The 19,619-nt window shown below is 38.7% G+C and carries 23 protein-coding genes; 17 read left to right on the plus strand and 6 right to left on the minus strand.

The window, feature by feature from the left end; all coding sequences use genetic code 11:
- Window positions 1-192: 192 nt before the first annotated feature.
- Window positions 193-465 carry a 30S ribosomal protein S15 gene (rpsO, locus tag CVS97_RS00005; protein ID WP_004317763.1) on the minus strand — a complete coding sequence of 91 codons (273 nt, stop codon included), beginning with the start codon at window positions 463-465 and terminating at the stop codon, window positions 193-195.
- Between the two features lie 146 nt (window positions 466-611).
- Between rpsO and CVS97_RS00010 the strand changes: the two genes are divergently transcribed.
- The 7 genes from CVS97_RS00010 to CVS97_RS00040 are packed head-to-tail and all read left to right on the plus strand — an operon-like array spanning window position 612 to window position 7,116.
- Window positions 612-1,016 carry an RrF2 family transcriptional regulator gene (locus CVS97_RS00010; RefSeq protein ID WP_054196916.1) on the plus strand — a complete coding sequence of 135 codons (405 nt, stop codon included), beginning with the start codon at window positions 612-614 and terminating at the stop codon, window positions 1,014-1,016.
- Window positions 1,017-1,018: 2 nt separating this feature from the next.
- Window positions 1,019-3,211 (plus strand): flagellar biosynthesis protein FlhA, encoded by a 2,193-nt coding sequence (gene flhA, locus CVS97_RS00015; RefSeq protein ID WP_107784649.1) that lies wholly within the window; start codon window positions 1,019-1,021, stop codon window positions 3,209-3,211.
- A 9-nt stretch (window positions 3,212-3,220) separates the two neighbouring features.
- Window positions 3,221-4,246, plus strand: coding sequence for a DHH family phosphoesterase (locus CVS97_RS00020; RefSeq protein ID WP_107784650.1), 1,026 nt, complete (start codon window positions 3,221-3,223; stop codon window positions 4,244-4,246).
- Entirely contained in the window at window positions 4,243-4,470 is a 228-nt protein-coding gene (locus tag CVS97_RS00025; RefSeq protein ID WP_103648273.1) for a hypothetical protein, read from the plus strand. Before CVS97_RS00020 ends, CVS97_RS00025 begins: the two co-directional genes overlap by 4 nt.
- A 9-nt stretch (window positions 4,471-4,479) precedes the next feature.
- Complete coding sequence (locus tag CVS97_RS00030; protein WP_107784651.1) at window positions 4,480-4,890, plus strand: tetratricopeptide repeat protein; 411 nt, start codon at window positions 4,480-4,482, stop codon at window positions 4,888-4,890.
- A gap of 16 nt (window positions 4,891-4,906) precedes the next feature.
- Window positions 4,907-5,836: an aspartate carbamoyltransferase catalytic subunit gene (locus CVS97_RS00035; RefSeq protein ID WP_107784652.1), complete on the plus strand. Its 930-nt coding sequence runs from the start codon at window positions 4,907-4,909 to the stop codon at window positions 5,834-5,836.
- Window positions 5,837-5,838: 2 nt separating this feature from the next.
- On the plus strand, window positions 5,839-7,116 hold the full coding sequence (locus CVS97_RS00040; protein ID WP_107784653.1) for a dihydroorotase: 1,278 nt from the start codon (window positions 5,839-5,841) through the stop codon (window positions 7,114-7,116).
- Between the two features lie 83 nt (window positions 7,117-7,199).
- Here CVS97_RS00040 and CVS97_RS00045 read toward each other — a convergent pair whose 3' ends face one another.
- From CVS97_RS00045 to CVS97_RS00060, 4 genes are read right to left on the minus strand one after another with little or no spacing between them, the layout of a single operon-like run.
- Window positions 7,200-8,489: a M28 family peptidase gene (locus CVS97_RS00045; protein ID WP_087578991.1), complete on the minus strand. Its 1,290-nt coding sequence runs from the start codon at window positions 8,487-8,489 to the stop codon at window positions 7,200-7,202.
- A gap of 16 nt (window positions 8,490-8,505) precedes the next feature.
- Window positions 8,506-8,763 (minus strand): heavy-metal-associated domain-containing protein, encoded by a 258-nt coding sequence (locus tag CVS97_RS00050; protein WP_087578990.1) that lies wholly within the window; start codon window positions 8,761-8,763, stop codon window positions 8,506-8,508.
- Window positions 8,756-9,079 carry a hypothetical protein gene (locus CVS97_RS00055; protein ID WP_021090140.1) on the minus strand — a complete coding sequence of 108 codons (324 nt, stop codon included), beginning with the start codon at window positions 9,077-9,079 and terminating at the stop codon, window positions 8,756-8,758. The genes CVS97_RS00050 and CVS97_RS00055 overlap by 8 nt, the downstream gene beginning before the upstream one ends.
- Window positions 9,076-10,155, minus strand: a complete 1,080-nt coding sequence (locus CVS97_RS00060; RefSeq protein WP_087578989.1) for a transglutaminase-like domain-containing protein — start codon at window positions 10,153-10,155, stop codon at window positions 9,076-9,078. The genes CVS97_RS00055 and CVS97_RS00060 overlap by 4 nt, the downstream gene beginning before the upstream one ends.
- 93 nt (window positions 10,156-10,248) lie before the next feature.
- Between CVS97_RS00060 and CVS97_RS09275 the strand changes: the two genes are divergently transcribed.
- The 4 genes from CVS97_RS09275 (at window position 10,249) to CVS97_RS00075 (ending at window position 13,312) form a co-directional block, all read left to right on the plus strand.
- Complete coding sequence (locus tag CVS97_RS09275) at window positions 10,249-10,416, plus strand: hypothetical protein (protein WP_002942642.1); 168 nt, start codon at window positions 10,249-10,251, stop codon at window positions 10,414-10,416.
- Window position 10,417: 1 nt separating this feature from the next.
- The gene (cmoB, locus tag CVS97_RS00065; protein ID WP_107784654.1) at window positions 10,418-11,287 is read left to right on the plus strand and encodes a tRNA 5-methoxyuridine(34)/uridine 5-oxyacetic acid(34) synthase CmoB; all 870 of its coding nucleotides are present in this window, start codon (window positions 10,418-10,420) and stop codon (window positions 11,285-11,287) included.
- A gap of 8 nt (window positions 11,288-11,295) precedes the next feature.
- A complete protein-coding gene (locus CVS97_RS00070) occupies window positions 11,296-11,829 on the plus strand; it encodes a thioesterase (RefSeq protein ID WP_107696375.1) in 534 nt (177 codons plus the stop codon).
- A gap of 196 nt (window positions 11,830-12,025) precedes the next feature.
- Window positions 12,026-13,312: a major outer membrane protein gene (locus CVS97_RS00075; RefSeq protein ID WP_107784655.1), complete on the plus strand. Its 1,287-nt coding sequence runs from the start codon at window positions 12,026-12,028 to the stop codon at window positions 13,310-13,312.
- Window positions 13,313-13,485: 173 nt separating this feature from the next.
- Here CVS97_RS00075 and CVS97_RS00080 read toward each other — a convergent pair whose 3' ends face one another.
- Window positions 13,486-14,088, minus strand: coding sequence for an MBL fold metallo-hydrolase (locus CVS97_RS00080; RefSeq protein WP_107784656.1), 603 nt, complete (start codon window positions 14,086-14,088; stop codon window positions 13,486-13,488).
- Between the two features lie 120 nt (window positions 14,089-14,208).
- Between CVS97_RS00080 and CVS97_RS00085 the strand changes: the two genes are divergently transcribed.
- Genes CVS97_RS00085 through kdsB form a run of 6 tightly spaced genes read left to right on the plus strand, consistent with a single transcriptional unit; the run spans window position 14,209 to window position 19,535 of the window.
- The gene (locus CVS97_RS00085) at window positions 14,209-14,946 is read left to right on the plus strand and encodes an NAD+ synthase (protein WP_072594604.1); all 738 of its coding nucleotides are present in this window, start codon (window positions 14,209-14,211) and stop codon (window positions 14,944-14,946) included.
- A gap of 10 nt (window positions 14,947-14,956) precedes the next feature.
- A complete protein-coding gene (locus CVS97_RS00090) occupies window positions 14,957-16,087 on the plus strand; it encodes a DegT/DnrJ/EryC1/StrS family aminotransferase (protein WP_021091466.1) in 1,131 nt (376 codons plus the stop codon).
- Window positions 16,080-17,000, plus strand: coding sequence for a tetraacyldisaccharide 4'-kinase (locus tag CVS97_RS00095; RefSeq protein ID WP_107784657.1), 921 nt, complete (start codon window positions 16,080-16,082; stop codon window positions 16,998-17,000). The genes CVS97_RS00090 and CVS97_RS00095 overlap by 8 nt, the downstream gene beginning before the upstream one ends.
- A 50-nt stretch (window positions 17,001-17,050) precedes the next feature.
- Complete coding sequence (gene cutA, locus CVS97_RS09555) at window positions 17,051-17,365, plus strand: divalent cation tolerance protein CutA (protein ID WP_107784658.1); 315 nt, start codon at window positions 17,051-17,053, stop codon at window positions 17,363-17,365.
- Window positions 17,362-18,825, plus strand: a complete 1,464-nt coding sequence (gene thrC / locus CVS97_RS00105; RefSeq protein ID WP_107784659.1) for a threonine synthase — start codon at window positions 17,362-17,364, stop codon at window positions 18,823-18,825. Before cutA ends, thrC begins: the two co-directional genes overlap by 4 nt.
- Window positions 18,822-19,535, plus strand: coding sequence for a 3-deoxy-manno-octulosonate cytidylyltransferase (gene kdsB, locus CVS97_RS00110; RefSeq protein ID WP_107784660.1), 714 nt, complete (start codon window positions 18,822-18,824; stop codon window positions 19,533-19,535). Before thrC ends, kdsB begins: the two co-directional genes overlap by 4 nt.
- The last annotated feature ends 84 nt before the right edge of the window (window positions 19,536-19,619 follow it).

Below are 19,619 nucleotides of genomic sequence, written 5' to 3' on the forward strand. Positions count from 1 at the left end.
ATATAGAGATTTAGCTTTTTATATAAAATGAAGAAATTAATTTTAATTTTGCTTTGTTTAAAAAGGTTAGTCATATTGTAAGTAGATAAATTAATACTAAAGATGGAAAAATTTTAAAATTGAGCTGTAAATTTTGAATAAAAAAATAGATAAAAGAAATTTAGCAAGGAGAGCAGATCGCTCTCCGATGGATTATTTATCTCTTAAGCCAAGCTCAGAGATTAGTTTTGAATATGTAGTGTAGTCTTTGTTTTTAAGATACTTTAAAAGTCTTTTTCTTTGACCAACTAGTTTTAAAAGACCTAAACGTGATGAAAAGTCTTTTTTGAAAATTTTAAGGTGTTCTGTAAGTTCAGTTATTCTAGCTGTTAAAAGAGCTATTTGAACCTCTGGAGAGCCTGTATCTCCCTCTTTTCTAGCGAATTTCGCAACTATTTGAGCTTTTTTAGCCGAATCCAAAGCCATAATGACCTCCTGATTGGTGAATTTTGGAAGAGCGATTATAGCATTTAAAACATAAAGTTAGATAAAACTACGCTTTTTGAAAATTAATGAAAAATGCAGTAAAAATTTAATAAAATTAGGGCTATTTAAAGACTTAAGGAAGATAAATGCTTTTTACAAAGGCAAGCGAATACGCTCTACTTTCACTTATTTTAATATCTCAAAAATCATCTCCAGTTGATGTTGATACGATCTCAAATGAACTTAAAATTTCAAAAAGCTTTTTAGCCAAAATTTTACAAAATCTTGCAAAAGATGGAATTTTAAAGTCGTTTAAAGGGGCAAATGGCGGTTTCGCACTAAATAACGAACCTGAAAATTTAAGCATAAAAAAGATAATAGAGTGCGCTGAAAAACGTGAACTTAACGTCTTTGAGTGCTCATCTTCTGCGGATGGCTGCCCGTCAAATAAAGCCTCAAGCTGTCAAATTTGGTCGATGTTTAGCGGCCTTCAAAGCAAGATCGACGAGATGCTTGATGCGATCAAGCTAAGTGACATCGTTAAGAAGTAAAGTTGGCAAAGCAAAAAAATAATATCTTAACTCTTGTTGCGCCGTTTCTTGCGCCAATTGTTAAGTTTAAAAGTCTTAGCATCGTTGGTGTCATTGTTGCCATCCTTGCTATCATCATCGTACCGCTTCCAAGCGCGGTGCTTGACTTTTTTCTGGCACTTTCTATTTCTATTTCTGTGCTTATAATTTTAATTTCGATTTATGTGCCAAAACCAACCGATCTTAGTACATTTCCGACACTAATTCTTATCGTTACGCTTTTTCGCCTCTCGCTAAATATCGCAACCACGCGTATGATCTTAAGCGAAGGTCACAACGGCCCAGAAGCGGTCAGCGAGATCATCTCAAGTTTTGGAAATTTCGTAGTTGGCGGCAACTTTGTCATCGGCACCATCGTCTTTTGTATCTTAGTTCTCATAAATTTCATGGTCGTAACAAAGGGCTCAACCCGTGTGAGCGAGGTGCAAGCACGTTTTACACTTGATGCGATGCCAGGTAAGCAAATGGCGATAGATGCGGACCTAAATGCTGGCCTGATTGACGAAAAAACAGCGCGTGAAAGACGTCAAGCTATCATCGGTGAGGCAAATTTCTATGGAGCGATGGATGGTTCGTCTAAATTTATAAAAGGTGACGCCGTCGCTGGCATCATCATCACTATCATTAATATCATCGGTGGCTTTGCTATCGGCTCGTTTCAGCACGGCCTTGATATGGCGACATCGGCTCAGTACTATACGATCCTAACTATCGGTGATGGCCTTGTTAGCCAGATCCCAGGGCTTATCACATCAACAGCAACCGCTATCATCATCACAAGGGCTAGCAAGGACGACGAGGACTTTGCAGAAGGCACACTAAATCAGCTCTTAGGGGATTATAAAACCTTGCTAATAGTTGGCTTTATACTATTTATGTTTGCCCTTGTGCCTGGGCTTCCGACTCTTTCTCTTGGCTTTATTGCAGTGCTATTTTTGGGACTTGGCTACATCATCAAGCAGGCCAAAGATGGAGGGCTAAATTTAAGCCTTGCACCAAAAGACAAAACAGCTTCTAAAAAAACTGGAGCCGCTACGCAAAGCGGAGCAGGTGCAGCTGCTAGTGGTGGGGCTGCTAAGGCGCCAAAGAAGAGCGACGAAGAGATCGCAAGAGAAGAAGAGACGAAGATAAATGATATCTTGAAGCTTGAAATTTTAGAGCTTGATCTAGGATATGGCCTACTAAAGCTAGCTGATGTGGATCTCATTGAGAGGATTCGTGCTATGAGGCGAAATATCGCTTCAAGTCTTGGCTTTTTGATGCCAAAGATAAGGATCCGCGACAACCTTCAACTACCGCCAAACGAATACCGCTTTAAGCTAAAAGGCATCGTGATCGGTCAGGGTGAAATTTATGCGGATAAATTTCTAGCGATGGATAGTGGACTAGTTAGCGAAGATATCGAGGGGATTCCGACAAAAGAGCCAGCTTTTGGGCTAGACGCTCTTTGGATCGATGCTAGCGTTAAAGAGGATGCCATACTTAGCGGCTACACGATAGTTGATCCTGCAAGCGTCATCTCAACGCATATGAGCGAGCTTATCAAGCAAAATGCGGCTGAGCTTCTAACTCGCCAAGAGACGCAAAATTTATTAGACAAACTAAAGATCGACTACCCAGTTGTGGTCGAGGATACGCTAAGGATCGCACCTATAAATTTGATCCAAAAGGTTTTAAAAGCGCTGCTTAAAGACAATATCCCGATCAAAGATCTGCTTAGCATACTTGAATCAATTAGCGATATCGCTGAGGTTAGCAAAAACCTAGATATGATCATCGAGCACGTGCGTGCAGCGCTCTCACGTGTCATCACCTCGCTTTATGTCGATGAGAAAGGCCAGCTAAATTTTTACATTTTAGATAGTGCTGCGCAGCAAAAGCTTATGGACGCGGTGCAGTATAAAGATGGTGCGTATCATCTTATGATAAATGTGGCTCAAACTTCATCGATCGTTCAGGCTCTAAGGCATGAAAAAGAGAAACGTCCGATGAGTCAGCATGGCGAAATGGTGCTTTGCGTGGAGCCAAGTCTAAGAAAATTTATAGCAAATATCTGTGCAAATTTTGCCATCGACATCGTGGTGCTAAGCTTTGCTGAGATCTCGGCAAATACGCCATTTGAAACGGTTGGCGTCATAGAAATAGAAAATTTATAAAGGAAAACGATGAAATTTTATCACCTCTCGCACACCGATCTTGACGGATACGGCGCGCAATACATAACAAATTTTTACTTCAAAGATGTGAAATTTCTAAACTCAAACTACGGCAGAGAGATAGATGATAAATTTGCTCAAATTTTAGCTGAGATAGATGCCTCAAATGACGATAAAAACGTCATCTTGATCACTGATCTAAATTTAACTATAGCTCAGTGCGAGAGCTTTACTGAGATGATAGAGGGTAAAAATATAAAGTTATTTTTGCTAGATCATCATCAAAGCGGTGCCGAGTGTGCGAGCGCTTACTCATGGTATTTTTTGGATAGTTCAAGGTGCGCCACAAAGATCACTTACGACTTTTTTGCGGGCATTTTTGGCAAAAACAAAGAGCTTGAAATTTTTAGTGACGTCGTAAATGCCGTGGATATCTGGCTAAAAGATGATAAAAATTTCGAGATGGGAAAGGTCTGCTTGGGGCTTGTGGCAAATGCTAAAGAGATAAATAAAGTGATGTTTGAAGCTGAAAATAACCTCTATATGGATCACATCCTAAAAGAAGCAAGCAAATTTTTTAACGAGAAAAACGACTATATCGGCCTTGATATGCAGGTGCATGCTATTAAGAAGTCATTTTTCAAAGAGGATAAAGACGATACGCTAAGCAATCTAATTTCAAACTATGTCGTAAAAAAACTTAGTGAAAATAAAGAGAAATTTAGCATAAACTATAAAGATCATAAAGGAATTTTAACCTACAATATCGGCAATGTTTCGGTTATCGGCAACGACTTTTTAGTGGCAAATCCTGAATTTGACTTCTTTATCGACGTGACAAATAAAAAAACGCTAAGTTTTCGCGCAAATGGCAAGCTTGATGTTAGCGCCATGGCAAAACACCTAGTTGGCGGTGGCGGACACGTGAATGCAAGCGGCGGACTATTTGCAAATTTCAAAGATGGCTTTAGCTATGAGCCGATCAAGGCGCAGATAGTTGATCTAATAACTAAAAAAACACAGGAGGAGATATGAAAGAAGAAGAGGTAAGCGTAGAGGAGCTTAGCTACGAGCTTAGCATGGTGCTTGAGGCGATGTTTTACTATGCTGGCGTGAAAAAGGACAAGCTTGAAGAGGCGGCAAATCTCTATGTCGAGTGCATCGATGATGCGCTAGAAAACTCTGATGCTAGTGGTAGCGACGAGGTCATAGAGATAGTTGAATATATGAAAAAATACCATCCAAAGTTATTTAAATAAGGAGAAAATATGAAGAAAATTTTAGTTTTAGCGGCGGCGCTTTTTGCGTTAAATGCTATGGCAAATGAAAATTTAGACAAGGCAAACGAGCTTTATGCAAAGAAAAATTTCAATGAAGCTTATCTTTATTTTAATAAGGCTTGTGGAGAGGGCGAGAAAAAAGCTTGCACGATGAATGCGATCATGCTATTTAACGGAGACGGCGTAGCAAAAGATAGAGTTCAGGCTGAGAAAATTTTTACAAAAATGTGTGACGAAAATGAGGGCATGGCGTGCGAAAAACTAGGCGAAATGATCGCTTATGGCCTTGTAAAAGATAAAGACGCAAACGAAGCAAAGAACGAAGAAAAAGCAAAGGCTTTATTTAAAAAAGCTTGTGATAACGGCTACCAACCAGCTTGCGACTTTGTGACAAAATAAATTTAAGAGGCTTAAAATGGGCTACAAACATAAAGATTTGATAGGAACTAGAGAGCTTAGCAAGGAAGAAATTTTATATTTTTTAGAGGCGGCGAAAGAGTTTAAGGAGCTAAATTTAAGCCAAGTGAAAAAAAATGACTATCTTCGTGGAAAGACCACGATCAACGCATTTTATGAAAACTCGACAAGAACTAGAACATCCTTTGAGATCGCAGCAAAGAGGCTTGGGGCTGATACGATAAATTTCAGCTCATCAAGCTCTAGCGTGACAAAGGGCGAGAGCCTAAATGACACTATGAATAACATGGCTGCTATGAGAACTGATATCATCGTGCTTCGTCACCCAAGCTCTGGAGCGGCGAAATTTGCAGCTGATAGGACAGAGGCTAGCGTCGTAAATGCAGGGGACGGCACAAATGAGCACCCAAGCCAAGCTCTGCTTGATCTTTTCACGCTAAGAGAGCATGGTAAAATTTTGGATAAAAACCTAAATGTAGCTATCATCGGCGACATCGCAAGAAGCCGCGTGGCAAGGTCTGACATCTGGGCGATGAAGAAATTTGGCATAAATTTAAAGCTCTTTGCACCAAAGATGATGATGCCAAAAGATGCTGAGGTCTTTGAGTCTAAAATTTGCAAAAATATGGAGGAGGCTTGCGAGGGCAGCGACGTCATCATCATGCTTCGCATCCAACTAGAGCGTGGCGGTGCTGACGTGGCATTTCCAAGCTCGAGGGAGTACTCGAAATTTTTTGGACTAAATAAAAATAGAATAAAACTAGCCAAACCTGATGCGATCGTGTTGCACCCAGGACCGATAAATAGGGGCGTGGAGTTAAATTCAGACGTGGCTGATGGCACACACTCAGTCATACTAAATCAAGTTGAAAACGGCGTTGCTATAAGAATGGCGATACTAAATACGCTTGCAAAAAATAGGGGCTAACGATGAAAATAGCAATAATTAACGGCACTATCGTAAATAGCGACGAGAAATTTAAGGCAAATATCCTAATAGAAAACGGCAAAATAGCCAAAATCGGAAGTGAGAAATTTGAGGCTGATAAGGTCATCGATGCTACAAATAAGCTCGTTATGCCAGGACTTATCGATATGCACGTGCATTTTCGCGATCCTGGCCAAGAGTATAAAGATGACATCATCTCAGGCTCACAAGCAGCCGTGGCTGGAGGAGTGACCACCTGCCTTTGCATGGCTAACACAAACCCAGTAAATGACAACGCTTCAATCACAAGAGCGATGATAGAAAAGGCTAAAAACTGCGGACTGATCGATCTTTTACCAATCGCAGCCATTAGCAAAGGGCTTGGTGGCAACGAGATCGTTGAAATGGGCGATCTTATAGATGCTGGCGCAGTTGCATTTAGTGACGATGGCCTACCAGTGACTAGCTCAAGCGTTATGAGGGCGGCACTTGAGTATTCAAGCATGTTTGGTAGCTTTTGTATAAGCCACTCAGAGGACTGCTCGCTTTGCAGGCAGGGCGTCATGCACGAGGGTAAGGTCTCAGCCATACTTGGACTTCGTGGCATGGCAAGAGAGAAAGAGGAGATCGCAGTGAGCCGTGACATGCTTCTTGCAAAGCTCACCAAAGCGCACATCCACATCGCTCACGTAAGCTCGGAGTACTCGCTAAAGATCATCGAAATGGGCAAAAAAGAGGGTATAAACATCACTTGCGAGGCGACACCTCACCACTTTAGCTTTAGCGACGATGAAATTTTGAAAAATGCCTACGATACAAATTTCAAAATGTCGCCGCCACTTCGTGAGATAAGCGACGTAAAAGCCGTGAGAGAGGCACTAAAAAGCGGTCTTATAGACGTTATCGCCACCGATCATGCCCCGCACCACACAGACGAAAAGATAGTGGAATTTGACAAGGCGCCATTTGGTATCATCGGACTTCAAACCCTTGTGCCACTCACTCTAAAGCTCGTAAATGAGAGCGTTATAAGTTTAGAGCGCATGGTGGAGCTAACCTCTACAAACGCAGCTAAGATACTAAATTTAAAAGATAAAGGCAGACTTGCAGAGGGCATGCTAGCTGACATCGCGGTGATAGACCCTGAGATCGAGTATGTTTATGATGAAAAGATAAACCGCTCAAAATCGATAAATTCTCCGCTTTTTGGTAAAAAGCTAAAAGGCGCAGCGACTACCACGATAAAAAGTGGTAAGATCGTTTATGAGTTTGGGAAATAATATAAATTTGCTCGTGCTTGCGGGAAAATCCTAAATCTTCAAAATCCAAAATTTGCTAGAAATTTCTAGCAAATTTTATTTTTTTATGAGTTGTATTTTTTAACGATACCGCGAACTACTTTTTCTATAAAAAGTGCAGATTCAATCTCGCAGCATTCTCTTGTTGAGTGAGGTGAGTGGATGTTTGGTCCTATCGAGCAAGCGCTAAGACCCGCTTTTTTCTCCAAAAGCACGCCGCACTCTAAACCAGCGTGAACGGCTGTTATCCTTGCATTTGGCTTATAAATTTTTAGCTCTTCTAGGATATCGTTTGCAAATTTATCATTTATAGGCTTCCAAGCAGGGTTTCTATCTTTCGCAATGACGCTAAAGCCAAGCGCTTTTGCAAGCTCAGAAATTTCAAATTCCATCCTGTTTAGCCCGTCTTTGCTCATTGACCTAGCAAAAAACTCCACTTCAAGCGTGCCATCATCTTTGATTTTTGCAAGTGAGAGGTTTACGCTATCTTGTGGTATGCCTAGCTCGCAGTTATAGGCTCTTACACCTTGTGAAAATGAATTGATTAGTGCTAAAATTTTCTCGCCATTTTCTAAAATTTCTTCACCAGTGCCAAGCTTTTTCACGCTTAAATTTTCACACTCACTCTTTAGCTCTTTATCGCTTAAAACTAGTGCAGTTGCGCCACTTGGGATAGAGTTGCTTCGCTCACCACCTTCAAATTTGACAAGCTTACAGCCATTTTTAGTCACAAATGCCGCCAAAACCTTGATCGCATTTGGGATATTTTTATGTATCTCGTTGCCAGAGTGTCCGCCAGGTAGACCGCTTACTTTTACTTCATAAAGCGTGCTCTCCTTTGTTTTTTTGCTATTAAGCGAGATAGTGGCAAATAAATTTACACCGCCAGCACAGCCGATAGTGACTCTATCGTCCTCTTCGCTATCTAAATTTAAAAGCTTATCTGCTTTTAACTCGCCATTAAAGCCAGTGGCCCCAATCATGCCGACTTCTTCGTTGTTTGTAAAGAGGCACTCAATGTCATCAAATTCGCTTATCATCTGCATCATGATAGCCACGCCGATACCATTATCTGCGCCAAGAGATGAGTTTTTGGCTCTCATGTAGCCATCATCGCCGTAAACTATCTCGATCTTTGGAGCATCGCCCATGCAGACCATATCGTAGTGGCTTTGCAAGCAAATTTTTGGTTTGCCTTTAAACGCATGAATGTTGCCAAAGCTATCGACTGCGACCTCACAGCCCTTATCTTTTGCATAGCTAGCTAGAAAATCACGCATCTTATCAGTCTCATAACTGCAGTGTGGTATCGCAGCAAGTGTCTCAAATTTCTTTAAAATTTCACTATTTGACATATTTGCCTCCATAAATTTATTTTATCTCGCCCTTGTAGCCAGTCGCATCGACTGCTTTTAAAAGCTCTTTTTCATCGACCTTGTCATCTGCTGTAACGACAGCTTTTCGCTCTTTTAGCGATACATCTGCCTTTTTTACGCCCTCAACGCTAAGAGCAGCCTTTCTAACAATCGCTGTGCAAAGCGGACAGTGCATGCTAGGTACTGAAATTTCTATCTTTTTATCAGCATAGCAACTAAGTGCAAGAAGGGTTAAAACTAAAATTTTACGCATAAATTTCTCCTAAAAGCTCTGGGTATGTAAGGAGTAAAAGCAAAATCACTCCAAAAAGTATATATATAAGTATCCATTTTTTCTTTTTGTAACTTAGGTTGCAGCTTTTTGGCTTGTAAAATAAAGCAATGCCTGAGATCACAAAGCAAATGACCGCCACGACGCTTAAAGGGACGCGGTATTCGTATAAATTTTGTGTCCAAGATAGAAATGAAAATGATGTGCCAAAAAGCAGAAAAAGAAGTGCTGGCAAACAGCACAAGGTAGCGCCGATAGCACTACCTATGGATGTTAGTATCAGCCAAAAGGCTCTCATTTTAGCTCTGTTGAGACGTAGTCGTAGCTAAATTCTTTTGGCGAATAGTAGTTTTGTGTGTTGCCATCAACCTCAGCGTATGGATAGCCGAAGTTGTTTAGTGGAGTTTGCTCTGGAGTTGGCTTTAAGATAAAGTCGCGGCCGTAGTTAAAGCCTATCCAGCACATCTCCCAGTTGCCAAAGCAGTAATCTCTCACAGCTTTGATCTTAGCATCGTCATTTGTTAGCTTCTCGCCCAGTCTTACCTTTGTGACATCTGCTGGGTCAACCGGTATCCAACCATAGCCTTTTAGGTAAAACTCGGCCCTGCAGTGCTGTCCGCCTGAAATTTTAGCTACGCCATCTTTTGCGCTACCCATTTGATCTGAAAATCTAGACTGACCAACTCTGATACCAAAAATTTCTCTTGCTGGAATGCCAACTGATCTGCAAAGTCCCACGAAAACTGAGTTTATGTCGGTGCATTTGCCAACTAGTTTTCCACTTTCTAGGATGGCTTTAACGTCGCCTGTGCCACATCCTAGGATGCTGTTATCACGCTGCATAGTGTTTGCAACCCACGTATAGATCGCTTTTGCGCGCTCTAAATCGCCCTTTAAATTTCCAACTATCTCTAGCGCTTTTGCTCTTACGACGCCGTCAGTTGGGATGTGTGAAGTTGGTTTTAAAAACTCTAAAACTGCAGGGTCGACCTTCTCGTTTGGATCGTAATTTACCTTGCTAAAGTCAGTGTTACGCTCTGTTGTTTGGATTTTAAACTGCACATTTAAGATAGGTCTTGGCTCATTTTCTTCAAAATCAGCATACATTGTAGGTATTAGCGTATCTGAAATATAGACGTTTTTAGCGGTTGTGTTTATGACGTAGTCTTGAGTTAGTTGCTGATAAGTGGTGCTTAGTGGAAGTGGCAACCAAATTCTTGAGCTTTTGCCCTTTTCAAGTAAGAAATGTTTGAAATTTACATCGAAATTTCTAACTACTGGATTTGCTGGTTCATCGCTAGCTAGAGTGACACTTGGAAGCAGACTTGCTGCACCTAAAAAACTACTGAATTTAAAAAAATCTCTTCTTTGCATAAAATGCCTTTTTTGCTTAATATTAGCCAAACTTGGCTCTAAAACTGCCTGCTATTCTAGCATAAAATTTTTATTTATGATAAAATCCGCCACATGAAAAAGATTATATTTTTAGGCTTTATAGCGCTATTTTGCAATGGTTGTCTTTATATGAACGAGCGTGGAGTTTCGACTCAATATTATAATGATTGTAAAGAGTATTATGACGCGACTGGCACCTACCAAAAAGAGTGTCCGCACAACATCGTTGACTGGAAATAGCGTGGATCTTAGTAAATTTAATGAGCAGCAAAAGCAAATTTATAATAGGATAGAAAATTTAGCAAATTTTGACTGCGAGCTTGAGCTAAAAGATAGTGTAAATGTGAAATTTAAAAATTTAGACCAAGCCAAAAAAGATGAAATTTATGACCTCGCCCTTAGCCTAAAGCCTTGGCGAAAAGGGCCATTTTTACTTGATGATATATATATAGATAGTGAGTGGCAAAGTTTTATTAAATTTAATATCCTCACCCCACACCTAAATTTAGCTGGCAAAAGCGTGGCTGATGTGGGTTGTAATAATGGCTATTATATGTTTAAGATGCTTGAATATGCCCCAAAAAGCATAACCGGCTTTGATCCTAGTGTGCATACATATTTGCAGTTTAAATTTTTAAACAAATTTATCCGCTCAAATATTGCTTATGAGCTTCTTGGCGTTGAGAACTTGCCTGAGTATGGAGCTAAATTTGATACGATTTTTTGTCTTGGAGTGATATATCACAGAAGTGATCCTATCAAGATGCTAAAAGAGCTAAAAACTGCGCTAAATCCTGGTGGTGAGCTATTTTTAGATACTATGTATATTGATATGGAGGGCGACTTTGCGCTAAGTCCAAAGGATAGATACTTAAAAATTCCAAATATCTATTTTGTGCCGACACTCTCGGCACTTCAAAACTGGTGCGAGAGAGCTAAATTTAGGGATTTTACCTTGCTTGATACAAAGGCTACTGATCTAAATGAGCAGCGAAAAACGCAGTGGATAGATGGCGAGAGTCTTGGAAATTTCTTAGACCCAGACGATAATACAAAGACCATCGAGGGCTACCCAGCGCCAAAAAGAGCATATGTTAGAGTTAAAATTTAAGGATAAAAATGGCAGAAGAAAATATCTATGATACAAAAGACGAATCGCAAATAATCTTACCAGAAGATGAAAACCCACTAAGAAATGAGATCAAAACCGCTCCACTTACAAAGCTAAATTTTAGCGGAACGGCATTTTTACTTGAAAAAAATCACGCAAAGACTAGGTTTTTTACTACGGATGATATGGTGTGCGATACTGAGGGACTTATTCATAGTGGGTTTATTTTTATGGGAGCAAATCATGCTGCACTTTTAGCTATTAATGAAGAATTTTGCGTTAGTATCGGAGCTAGGATAAATTTCTTTGGACCGCTAAAGCTCGGTGATGTAGTAGAATTTGACGCGCAAGCAAGATTTGAAGAGAGCAGAAAAAGGGAAGTAAAAGTGCTTGGATATGTTAAAGATATAAAAATTTTTGAAGGAATATTTCAACTTGTTACACTTGAAGAGCATATCTTCTTGGCTCAACAAAAAAATATCCAAAAAGAAGCTGCTATAAGGCAAAAAAAAGAGCGAGAAGAAGCTAAGGCAAATAGCTAAAAGTAAGTAAAAATTTTTGATTTTCTTATATTTAATCCCAAATAAAACAAAATTTTTAAAAAGACAATCTTTATCTCATTATCCTATTTTGGTAAATAATTGGTAACATTTTTTAAATTTTTAAGGAAAATTAAGCAATAAAATTAATTTTCTATGATAACATCCTTTCAAAACTTTTTATCAAAAGGAGATTTAGATGAAAATTACAAAAGTTAGCTTAGCTGCTTTGGTTGCTTTAGGTGCATTTTCAAGCGTTGCAAGTGCAACTCCACTTGAAGAAGCTATAAAAAATGTAGATCTTTCAGGATTTGCAAGATATCGTTATACAAATGATCACTTTAAAAATAGTGACAAATCAGATACACAAAAATCAAGCATAGGAAACCATGCTTTTAGAATGGTTACATCATTTAAAGCTGCTATCGATGATAACTTCTTTGGCGTTTTAACACTAAGATATGCCCCAGAAACAACTGATGGATCTGGTGATAATATTGGTCGTAAATTCAGTAATAAATACCAAGTGACATCTACTGGAAATGGTGCAGATAAAACAGATACAACTAGTTCATTCACAGTATATGAAATGTATCTAGGCTACAAAGTAGCTAATACTACCATTACAGCTGGTAAACAACTTATAAAAACTTTTTATGATGATGGCGAGCTAGCCGGTACTGGTCTAAAAGTAGTAAGTACTGATATACCAGGCCTTACTTTGACTGCTGCTGCTTATGATGCTTTAGCAAGTGACCAAGATAATGATGGTCCTTTGGTTGGCAGAATAGTAGAAGGCAAAGACGGTAGTAAATTTAATGATGCTCCAGGTAACCTTTACTATTTAGGTGTAGCTGGTAGCTATGATCCAGTATCATTTAAGGCTGCAATTGCTAACCTTCAAGAGATAGCAACACTCTATGGTGCTGAAGCTGGTGTTAGCTTTAATGTAACTGATGATGTAAACCTAAACCTAAAAGGTCAATTTGTCCATAACGACTCAGATCACAAAGATGTAGCCGATGCAAATTTCTGGGCTATCCAAGCTGGCACAAAACTATTTGGTGCTAAACTTAACGCTGGCTACTTAGACTTTGATGCTAAAAACAAAGATAATAATAAATGGTCATTTGTTTCAATTGAATCAAATGGTCAACTAATCAACCCAACTAAGATCTTAAATGGTGTAATGAGTGGTGGTAAGCAATACTACAATAACATCAAGGGTAATAACGACTACTGGTTTGTTAATGCTGGATATGATATAGATAAATTTGGTTTTGGTGCCGGATATACTCAAGGTAAAGGTTATAGCTGGGATCTTGGCAAAGAGAGAGCAAAAAGAAGTGAATGGTCTCTTGACACTAGCTACAAGTACAGCAAAAAACTTACATTCCTTTCTTGGTATGCAGCCGCTAAGGACAAGAAGGATGGCGTAAGCTTTAAGCAAGACCGTATAAGATTTGAAGCAAAATATAGCTTCTAAAATCTTTATCCGAGCGAGCTTTCGCTCGGATCTTTTCAAAATTTAAAATAGACCCCATACAAAATTTATCTATCTTTTTTGATTGACTCTTAGTTTTATAAAAATATAAATTTTTAATAGTGATTAAGTGTACTTTAGAAGCTTGAAATTTGAAATTAATACCACCGAAATTTTTAGCTATTTTTTACTATACCTATCCAATAACCAATATTGTTTTGCTCGGCCTTTAGTGTACTACTTTCTCCGTGCCCTGGATAAAGCGTGAAGTTACCTTTTAAATTTTTACATTTTCCTAGACTTTTTAACATTTCATTTTTATCTGAAAAAGGAAAATCCCAGCGTCCTATGCTCCCTCTAAATAAAAAATCCCCACTAAACATCGTGTCATCTATCTCTATCATCGAGCAGCCTGGTGTATGTCCTGGAAAATGATGAAATTTGATGCAAAAATCATCAATGTTAAAATTTTCATCATTATCAACCAAAACATCTGGAGTAAAAGTATTTTTCATATAACCAAAAATGTCACTCTCGCACATGAAAGCATCAAATTTATTAATATAAACTGGAATTTCTAGCTCATTTTTTAGCTCGCTCACGTCAAAGATATGATCAAAGTGCCCGTGAGTGCAAAGGATAGCTTTTAAATTTTTAGCATTTTGCAAAACCCATTCTTTTGCCCCGTCTCCTGGATCTATCACTAAAGATGAATTATTTTTTGTAACGATGTAACAATTAGTGTCAAAATCTCCAAAACTTTTGTGTATTACTCTCATTTTTTACCTTAAATTTATTATTTCTTAAAATTTTACATCTTTTTACTTAAACTTAAAGAAAAATTTTAAATTTAATGAGTATAATTTTTGCAAAAGGAAGCAAATCTAGGCAAAGGAAGAATGAAGGAGTATCAAAAGATCGAAGAAACTTTAGTTTTAAGCTTAAAAGATAAAACTAAAGATAAAAATTTGTTGTTGGGTGTTAGTGGAGGTATTGATTCTGCTGTAGTAGCGACTTTGTGTGCAAGAGCAAAACCAAATGAAACTCATGCACTCATCATGCCAACAGCATCATCAAACAGACAAAATATGGACGATGCCTTAAATTTATGCGAAAAACTAAACATAAAATATAAGGTTTTATCCATAGAGGGCATTTTAAATGCCTTTTACGAAACGATAGATGTAAATTTGAGCAATTTAAGAAAAGGGAATTTAGCAGCTAGAGTTAGAATGAGCTTGCTTTATGATTATTCATCTAGTATAAACGCTCTAGTTATCGGAACAAGCAACAAAAGTGAGCTTATGCTTGGATACGGTACGATATTTGGGGATTTAGCATGTGCGATAAATCCTATCGGAGAGCTTTACAAAAGTGAAATTTTTGAATTTGCAAAACATCTTGGGGTTGATAAAAATTTTATCAACAAAGCACCTTCGGCTGATTTGTGGGATGGTCAAAGTGACGAAGGTGACATAGGTTACAGTTATGCTGTTATTGATGAGATTTTAGAAAATTTAGAAAATAACAAGGAGCAAGTCATCAAAAAGTTCGGATTAAAAGCAGTATCGGATATAGAAAATAGAGTTGTTTCAAACAGGTTTAAACGACAAATGCCGTTGATAGTGAAAATTTAAAGGATTAAAGATGAGAGAGATTCCGTTTTATAGACCAACTATCACTGAGCGTGAAAGTGAGCTTATTGAGGAGGCTTTGCACTCTGAAAATACTACTAATATCGTTGCTAGATTTGAAGAGAAGTTAAAAGAGTATTTTGGTGCAAAATTTGTAGTTACCACAAATAATATCGCAGCCGCACATCACTTGGCACTAAGCGCGCTTGACACTAAACGCGGAGATAAGGTCATTTGCTCCATAAATGCTTTTCCTAGCATTGCACAAGCTGTTAGACATTTTGATGCTGAACCTATTTTTGTGGATGTTGATGAAGAAGATTTTAACATCTGCCCAGACGCCCTTGAGAAAGTGCTAAAAGAGCAAAATCATAAAAAATTAAAATGTGCTTTTATCTCTCATATCGCAGGTCAAAGTGCCAGGATGGACGAGATAACGGCTATTTGTGAGAAATACGGTGTAAAAATTTTAGATGATGCAAACCGCGGTATGGGACTAACATACAATGGTAAAAAGGTTGGTTCAGACTCCTTTTTGTCATGCTTTCAAACACATTCTCGTGTACAAAATCCTATATCAACGGTTGGATTTTTTACGACAAACGATGAGGAAATTTATAAAAGAGCAAAACTACTTCGCAACTATGCCCTTGTAAATGGCATTGATAAATTCGGTAGTTTGAGTTATATTTATGATGTCGTAGATATTGGCTTAAAGTATGATATAAACTCGATAAATGCAGCATTTTCTATTGCGCAACTAGAAAGAACAGATAAGCTCATACAAAGAAGACAAGAGATCGCAAAAATTTATGATAAAGAGCTTGGTGAGTGCCACAATATAACGATCCCTGTCAAAAAACGCGAGCACATTTATACTCAGTATATTATTAAGATAAATAAAAATCGTGATGGCTTTGCTAGAGAGCTTTTGGAACACGGCATTCACACATCATTGCACTACATACCGATACATTTACTAAGCTATTACAAAAACAAATACTCGCTTAAAGTAAATGATTTTCCAAATGCTTTAAAAAATTATCAGCAAGTGTTGTCACTGCCTATTTATCATAGTTTGAGTGACGAAGAGGTGCAATACATCTGCAGCAAAGTAAAAGAAATTTCTAAAACTCGTGTTTAAGAAATTAAATATTTTCTTGCATGCTTGGGCGAACGATTACTTCTTTCGCCCAAATTTCTTTCAAATTTTACTAGCATTTTTACTTTTGCCACTAAGTTTTATCTATTTTCTTATTGTTATTTTTAAGAAATTTACTGCTAGAAAAATAGACTTTGGCATAAAGATAATAAGTGTGGGAAATTTGACACTTGGAGGAAGTGGTAAGACCCCGCTTTGCGTGGCAATTGCTAAAAATTTCGAGGGAGCTTTTATCATTCTTAGAGGCTATAAAAGAAAGAGCAAAGGCATGCAGGTTGTCGCTCGTAATGGCGAAATTTTACTTGACGTAGTAGCAAGTGGCGATGAGGCGATGATATACGCCACAAGCCTTAAAAACGCAAATGTGATAGTAAGCGAAGATAGAAAAGTAGCTATAGGCTACGCTAAAAAGCATGGCGCAAAGTATATCTTACTGGATGATGGATTTTCTAAATTTGACATAGCCAAATTTGAGATCTTGGTGCGCCCAAACCCTGAGCCAAAGCTTAAGCTTTGCCTGCCAAGCGGAGCTTATAGGTATCCGTTTAGCTTTTATAAATTTGGCGATTTTATCGCTAGTGAAGGACAAACTCACTTTAGAAAGAGTGAAATTTTAAATAAAACCAAAAGCATGGTGCTAGTTACAGCCATAGCAAACCCAGCCCGCCTTGAAGCGTTTTTTAGCGAGTGCGTAGGGCAGGTCTTTTTTCCTGATCACTACGACTTTTCAAAAGATGAGCTAAGTGAAATTTTGCAAAGTTACAGTGCGACCTCGCTTTTGATGACGCAAAAGGACTATGTAAAGGCAAAGGATTTTGGGCTGAGGGTATCGCTTATAACGCTTGAAGTTACGCTAAGTGAAGAGTTTAAAAAGGTTTTGGCGCAACAAATTTAAGCCCATTTTGTTATAATGAGCCACTTTTGAAAAGGAAAATTTAGATCAAAATGAGAATTTTAATCACCTCAGTCGCAAAGAAAAAAGAGGCAAAAAAACTAAGTAAAAAGCTCGTGAAAAAGGGCCTTACAGCTTGCGTGAGTAGCTTTAGTGCAAAAAGCGTATATATCTGGCAAGGGAAGCTTTGTGATGAAAAAGAGCAAATTTTACTCATAAAAACGGACGTGAAATTTAAAAAAGTAGCTAAATTTATAAGAAAGTACCACAGCTACAAAACACCAGAAATTTTGGCACTTAAGCCAAAAGAGGTTTTTAAAAAATACGAAACTTGGATAAAAAAATCAACCAAAAAAGGTAAAAAATGAGACTAACACCAACAAGAAGTGTGAAAGATGAAAAGGTAAAAAATGTAAATTTAAGTACAGCCATGCTTAGCCCAAGCTCCGCTCACGGCGGACTTTACGCGCCAAAAAAGTTACCAAAGATCACAAAGGCAAAGTGGCAAGAGCTCTCAAGCATAAGCTACGAAAAGCTCGCACTTCACATCATCTCGCTATTTAAATTTGACGTGCCAGAGGCATTTTTCAAAAAGGCGGTCAAAAGATATGCGAGCTTTGATGATCCAAAGCATCCAGTCATTTTTAAAAAAATAGATAAAAATTTATACGTAAATGAGCTATATCACGGCCCAACTAGGGCATTTAAGGATATGGCGCTTCAGCCTTTTGGCTCGCTTCTTAGCCAGCTTGCAAAAGAGAGAGGCGAAAAATATCTCATCATGTGCGCAACGAGCGGTGACACAGGCCCTGCAACACTTCAAACCTTTGCAAATGACGAAAACATAAGGGTTGTTTGCCTCTATCCAGACGGCGGCACAAGCGAGGTTCAAAAACTGCAAATGCAGACCATGCAGGGTGAAAATTTAAAGGTTTTTGGTATAAAAGGCGACTTTGACGACGCTCAAAGAGCGCTAAAAACGCTACTTGCAAATGATAAATTTAAGGCTGAACTGAAGAAAAAGCGCCTTAAACTAAGCGCGGCAAACTCAGTAAATTTTGGCAGGATACTCTTTCAGATCATCTACCACGCCTACGCCTACGCAAATTTGCTAAAACAAAAGGCGCTTAAGGCAAACGAAAGCTTTGACATCATCGTACCAAGTGGAAATTTTGGTAATGCGCTTGGGGCGTACTACGCTAAAAAAATGGGCGCAAAGATCGGCAAGATCAAGATCGCTTCAAACGCAAACAACATTTTGACGCAGTTTTTTACCACCGGCGTTTACGACCTAAGGGATAAAAAGCTAGTTAAAACGATAAGCCCAGCTATGGATATCTTGATCAGCTCAAACGTCGAGCGCTTGCTATTTGATAAATTTGGCAGCGAAAGAAGCAACGAGTTCATGCAAAGCCTAGCTAAAAATAAATTTTATAAGCTTAGCAAGCAAGAGCTTGAAGCGCTAAAAGAGGACTTTGAGGCTAGCTGGTGCGACGACAAAGAGTGCGAGGCATACATCGCAAAGCTCGCAAAGGATGGCTACGCGATCGATCCACATACGGCAACTTGCTTTAAGATGGTAGAGGCTGGCCGCATAAACGTCATCACATCGACCGCACACTGGGTGAAATTTACGCCAAGTATGATCAAAGCGTGCCAGATCAAAGATACGAAAGACGAAAAAGATGCGCTGGCAAAGACTGCTAAAATCTTAAACGACAGCGTGCCAAGCTCGATAAATTCGCTATTTAGCGCGAAAATTTTACACAAAAATATCATAAAAGAGGACGAGATCGAAAAGTGCGTCCTAGAATGGATCGAGCGATGATAATCATCCCAGCTCGCCTTGCTTCAACAAGGTTTAGTAATAAAATTTTAAAAGAGATAAACGGCGTGCCGATGTTTGTGGCGACGGCTCTTAGAGTAAGTGGCGTGGACGATGTGGCGGTTGCTGTGGACGAGCCAAGCGTGCTGGAGATCGCTAAGGTTCACGGCATAAAAGCTGTGCTAACTAGCAAAGATCATCAAAGTGGAACTGATAGGATAAATGAAGCGGCGCAAATTTTGGGGCTAAGCGAGAGTGAGATCATCATAAATGTTCAGGCCGATGAACCATTTATCGAGCCTGAAAATATCGCCAAATTTAGGGCTTTTTGCGAGCAAAATAGGGAAAAAGCCTTTATGTTTTCTTGCTATAAAAAGATGGATGATGAGTTTGCGGATGATAAAAATTTAGTCAAAGTAGTGACTGATTTTGAGGGATATGCACTTTACTTTTCAAGATCAAGGATACCATTTAACAGAAGTGAGTGCAAAAGCTACAAGGCTCACCTTGGCATTTACGGATACAGCGTAAAGAGCCTAAAAGAGTTTTGTGCTCTTATGCCTTCAAGCCTTGAAAATACCGAAAAGCTCGAGCAGCTCCGTGCCCTAGAAAATGGCAAAAAGATAGCGATGCTAGAGGTTGAGAGCCAAAGTATCGGTATCGATAGTGAAGAGGACTACCAAAGAGCGCTAGCTAAATTTGGCAAGAAATAAGTCGGCAAATTCTCTTTAAATAAAGTCAATATTTAAGGAGAATTTATCTAAATTATTAATCTTTAAATGCAGCAAAAAATATTT

The organism is Campylobacter concisus (assembly GCF_003049735.1).
GTDB classification, from domain to species: domain Bacteria; phylum Campylobacterota; class Campylobacteria; order Campylobacterales; family Campylobacteraceae; genus Campylobacter_A; species Campylobacter_A concisus_AN.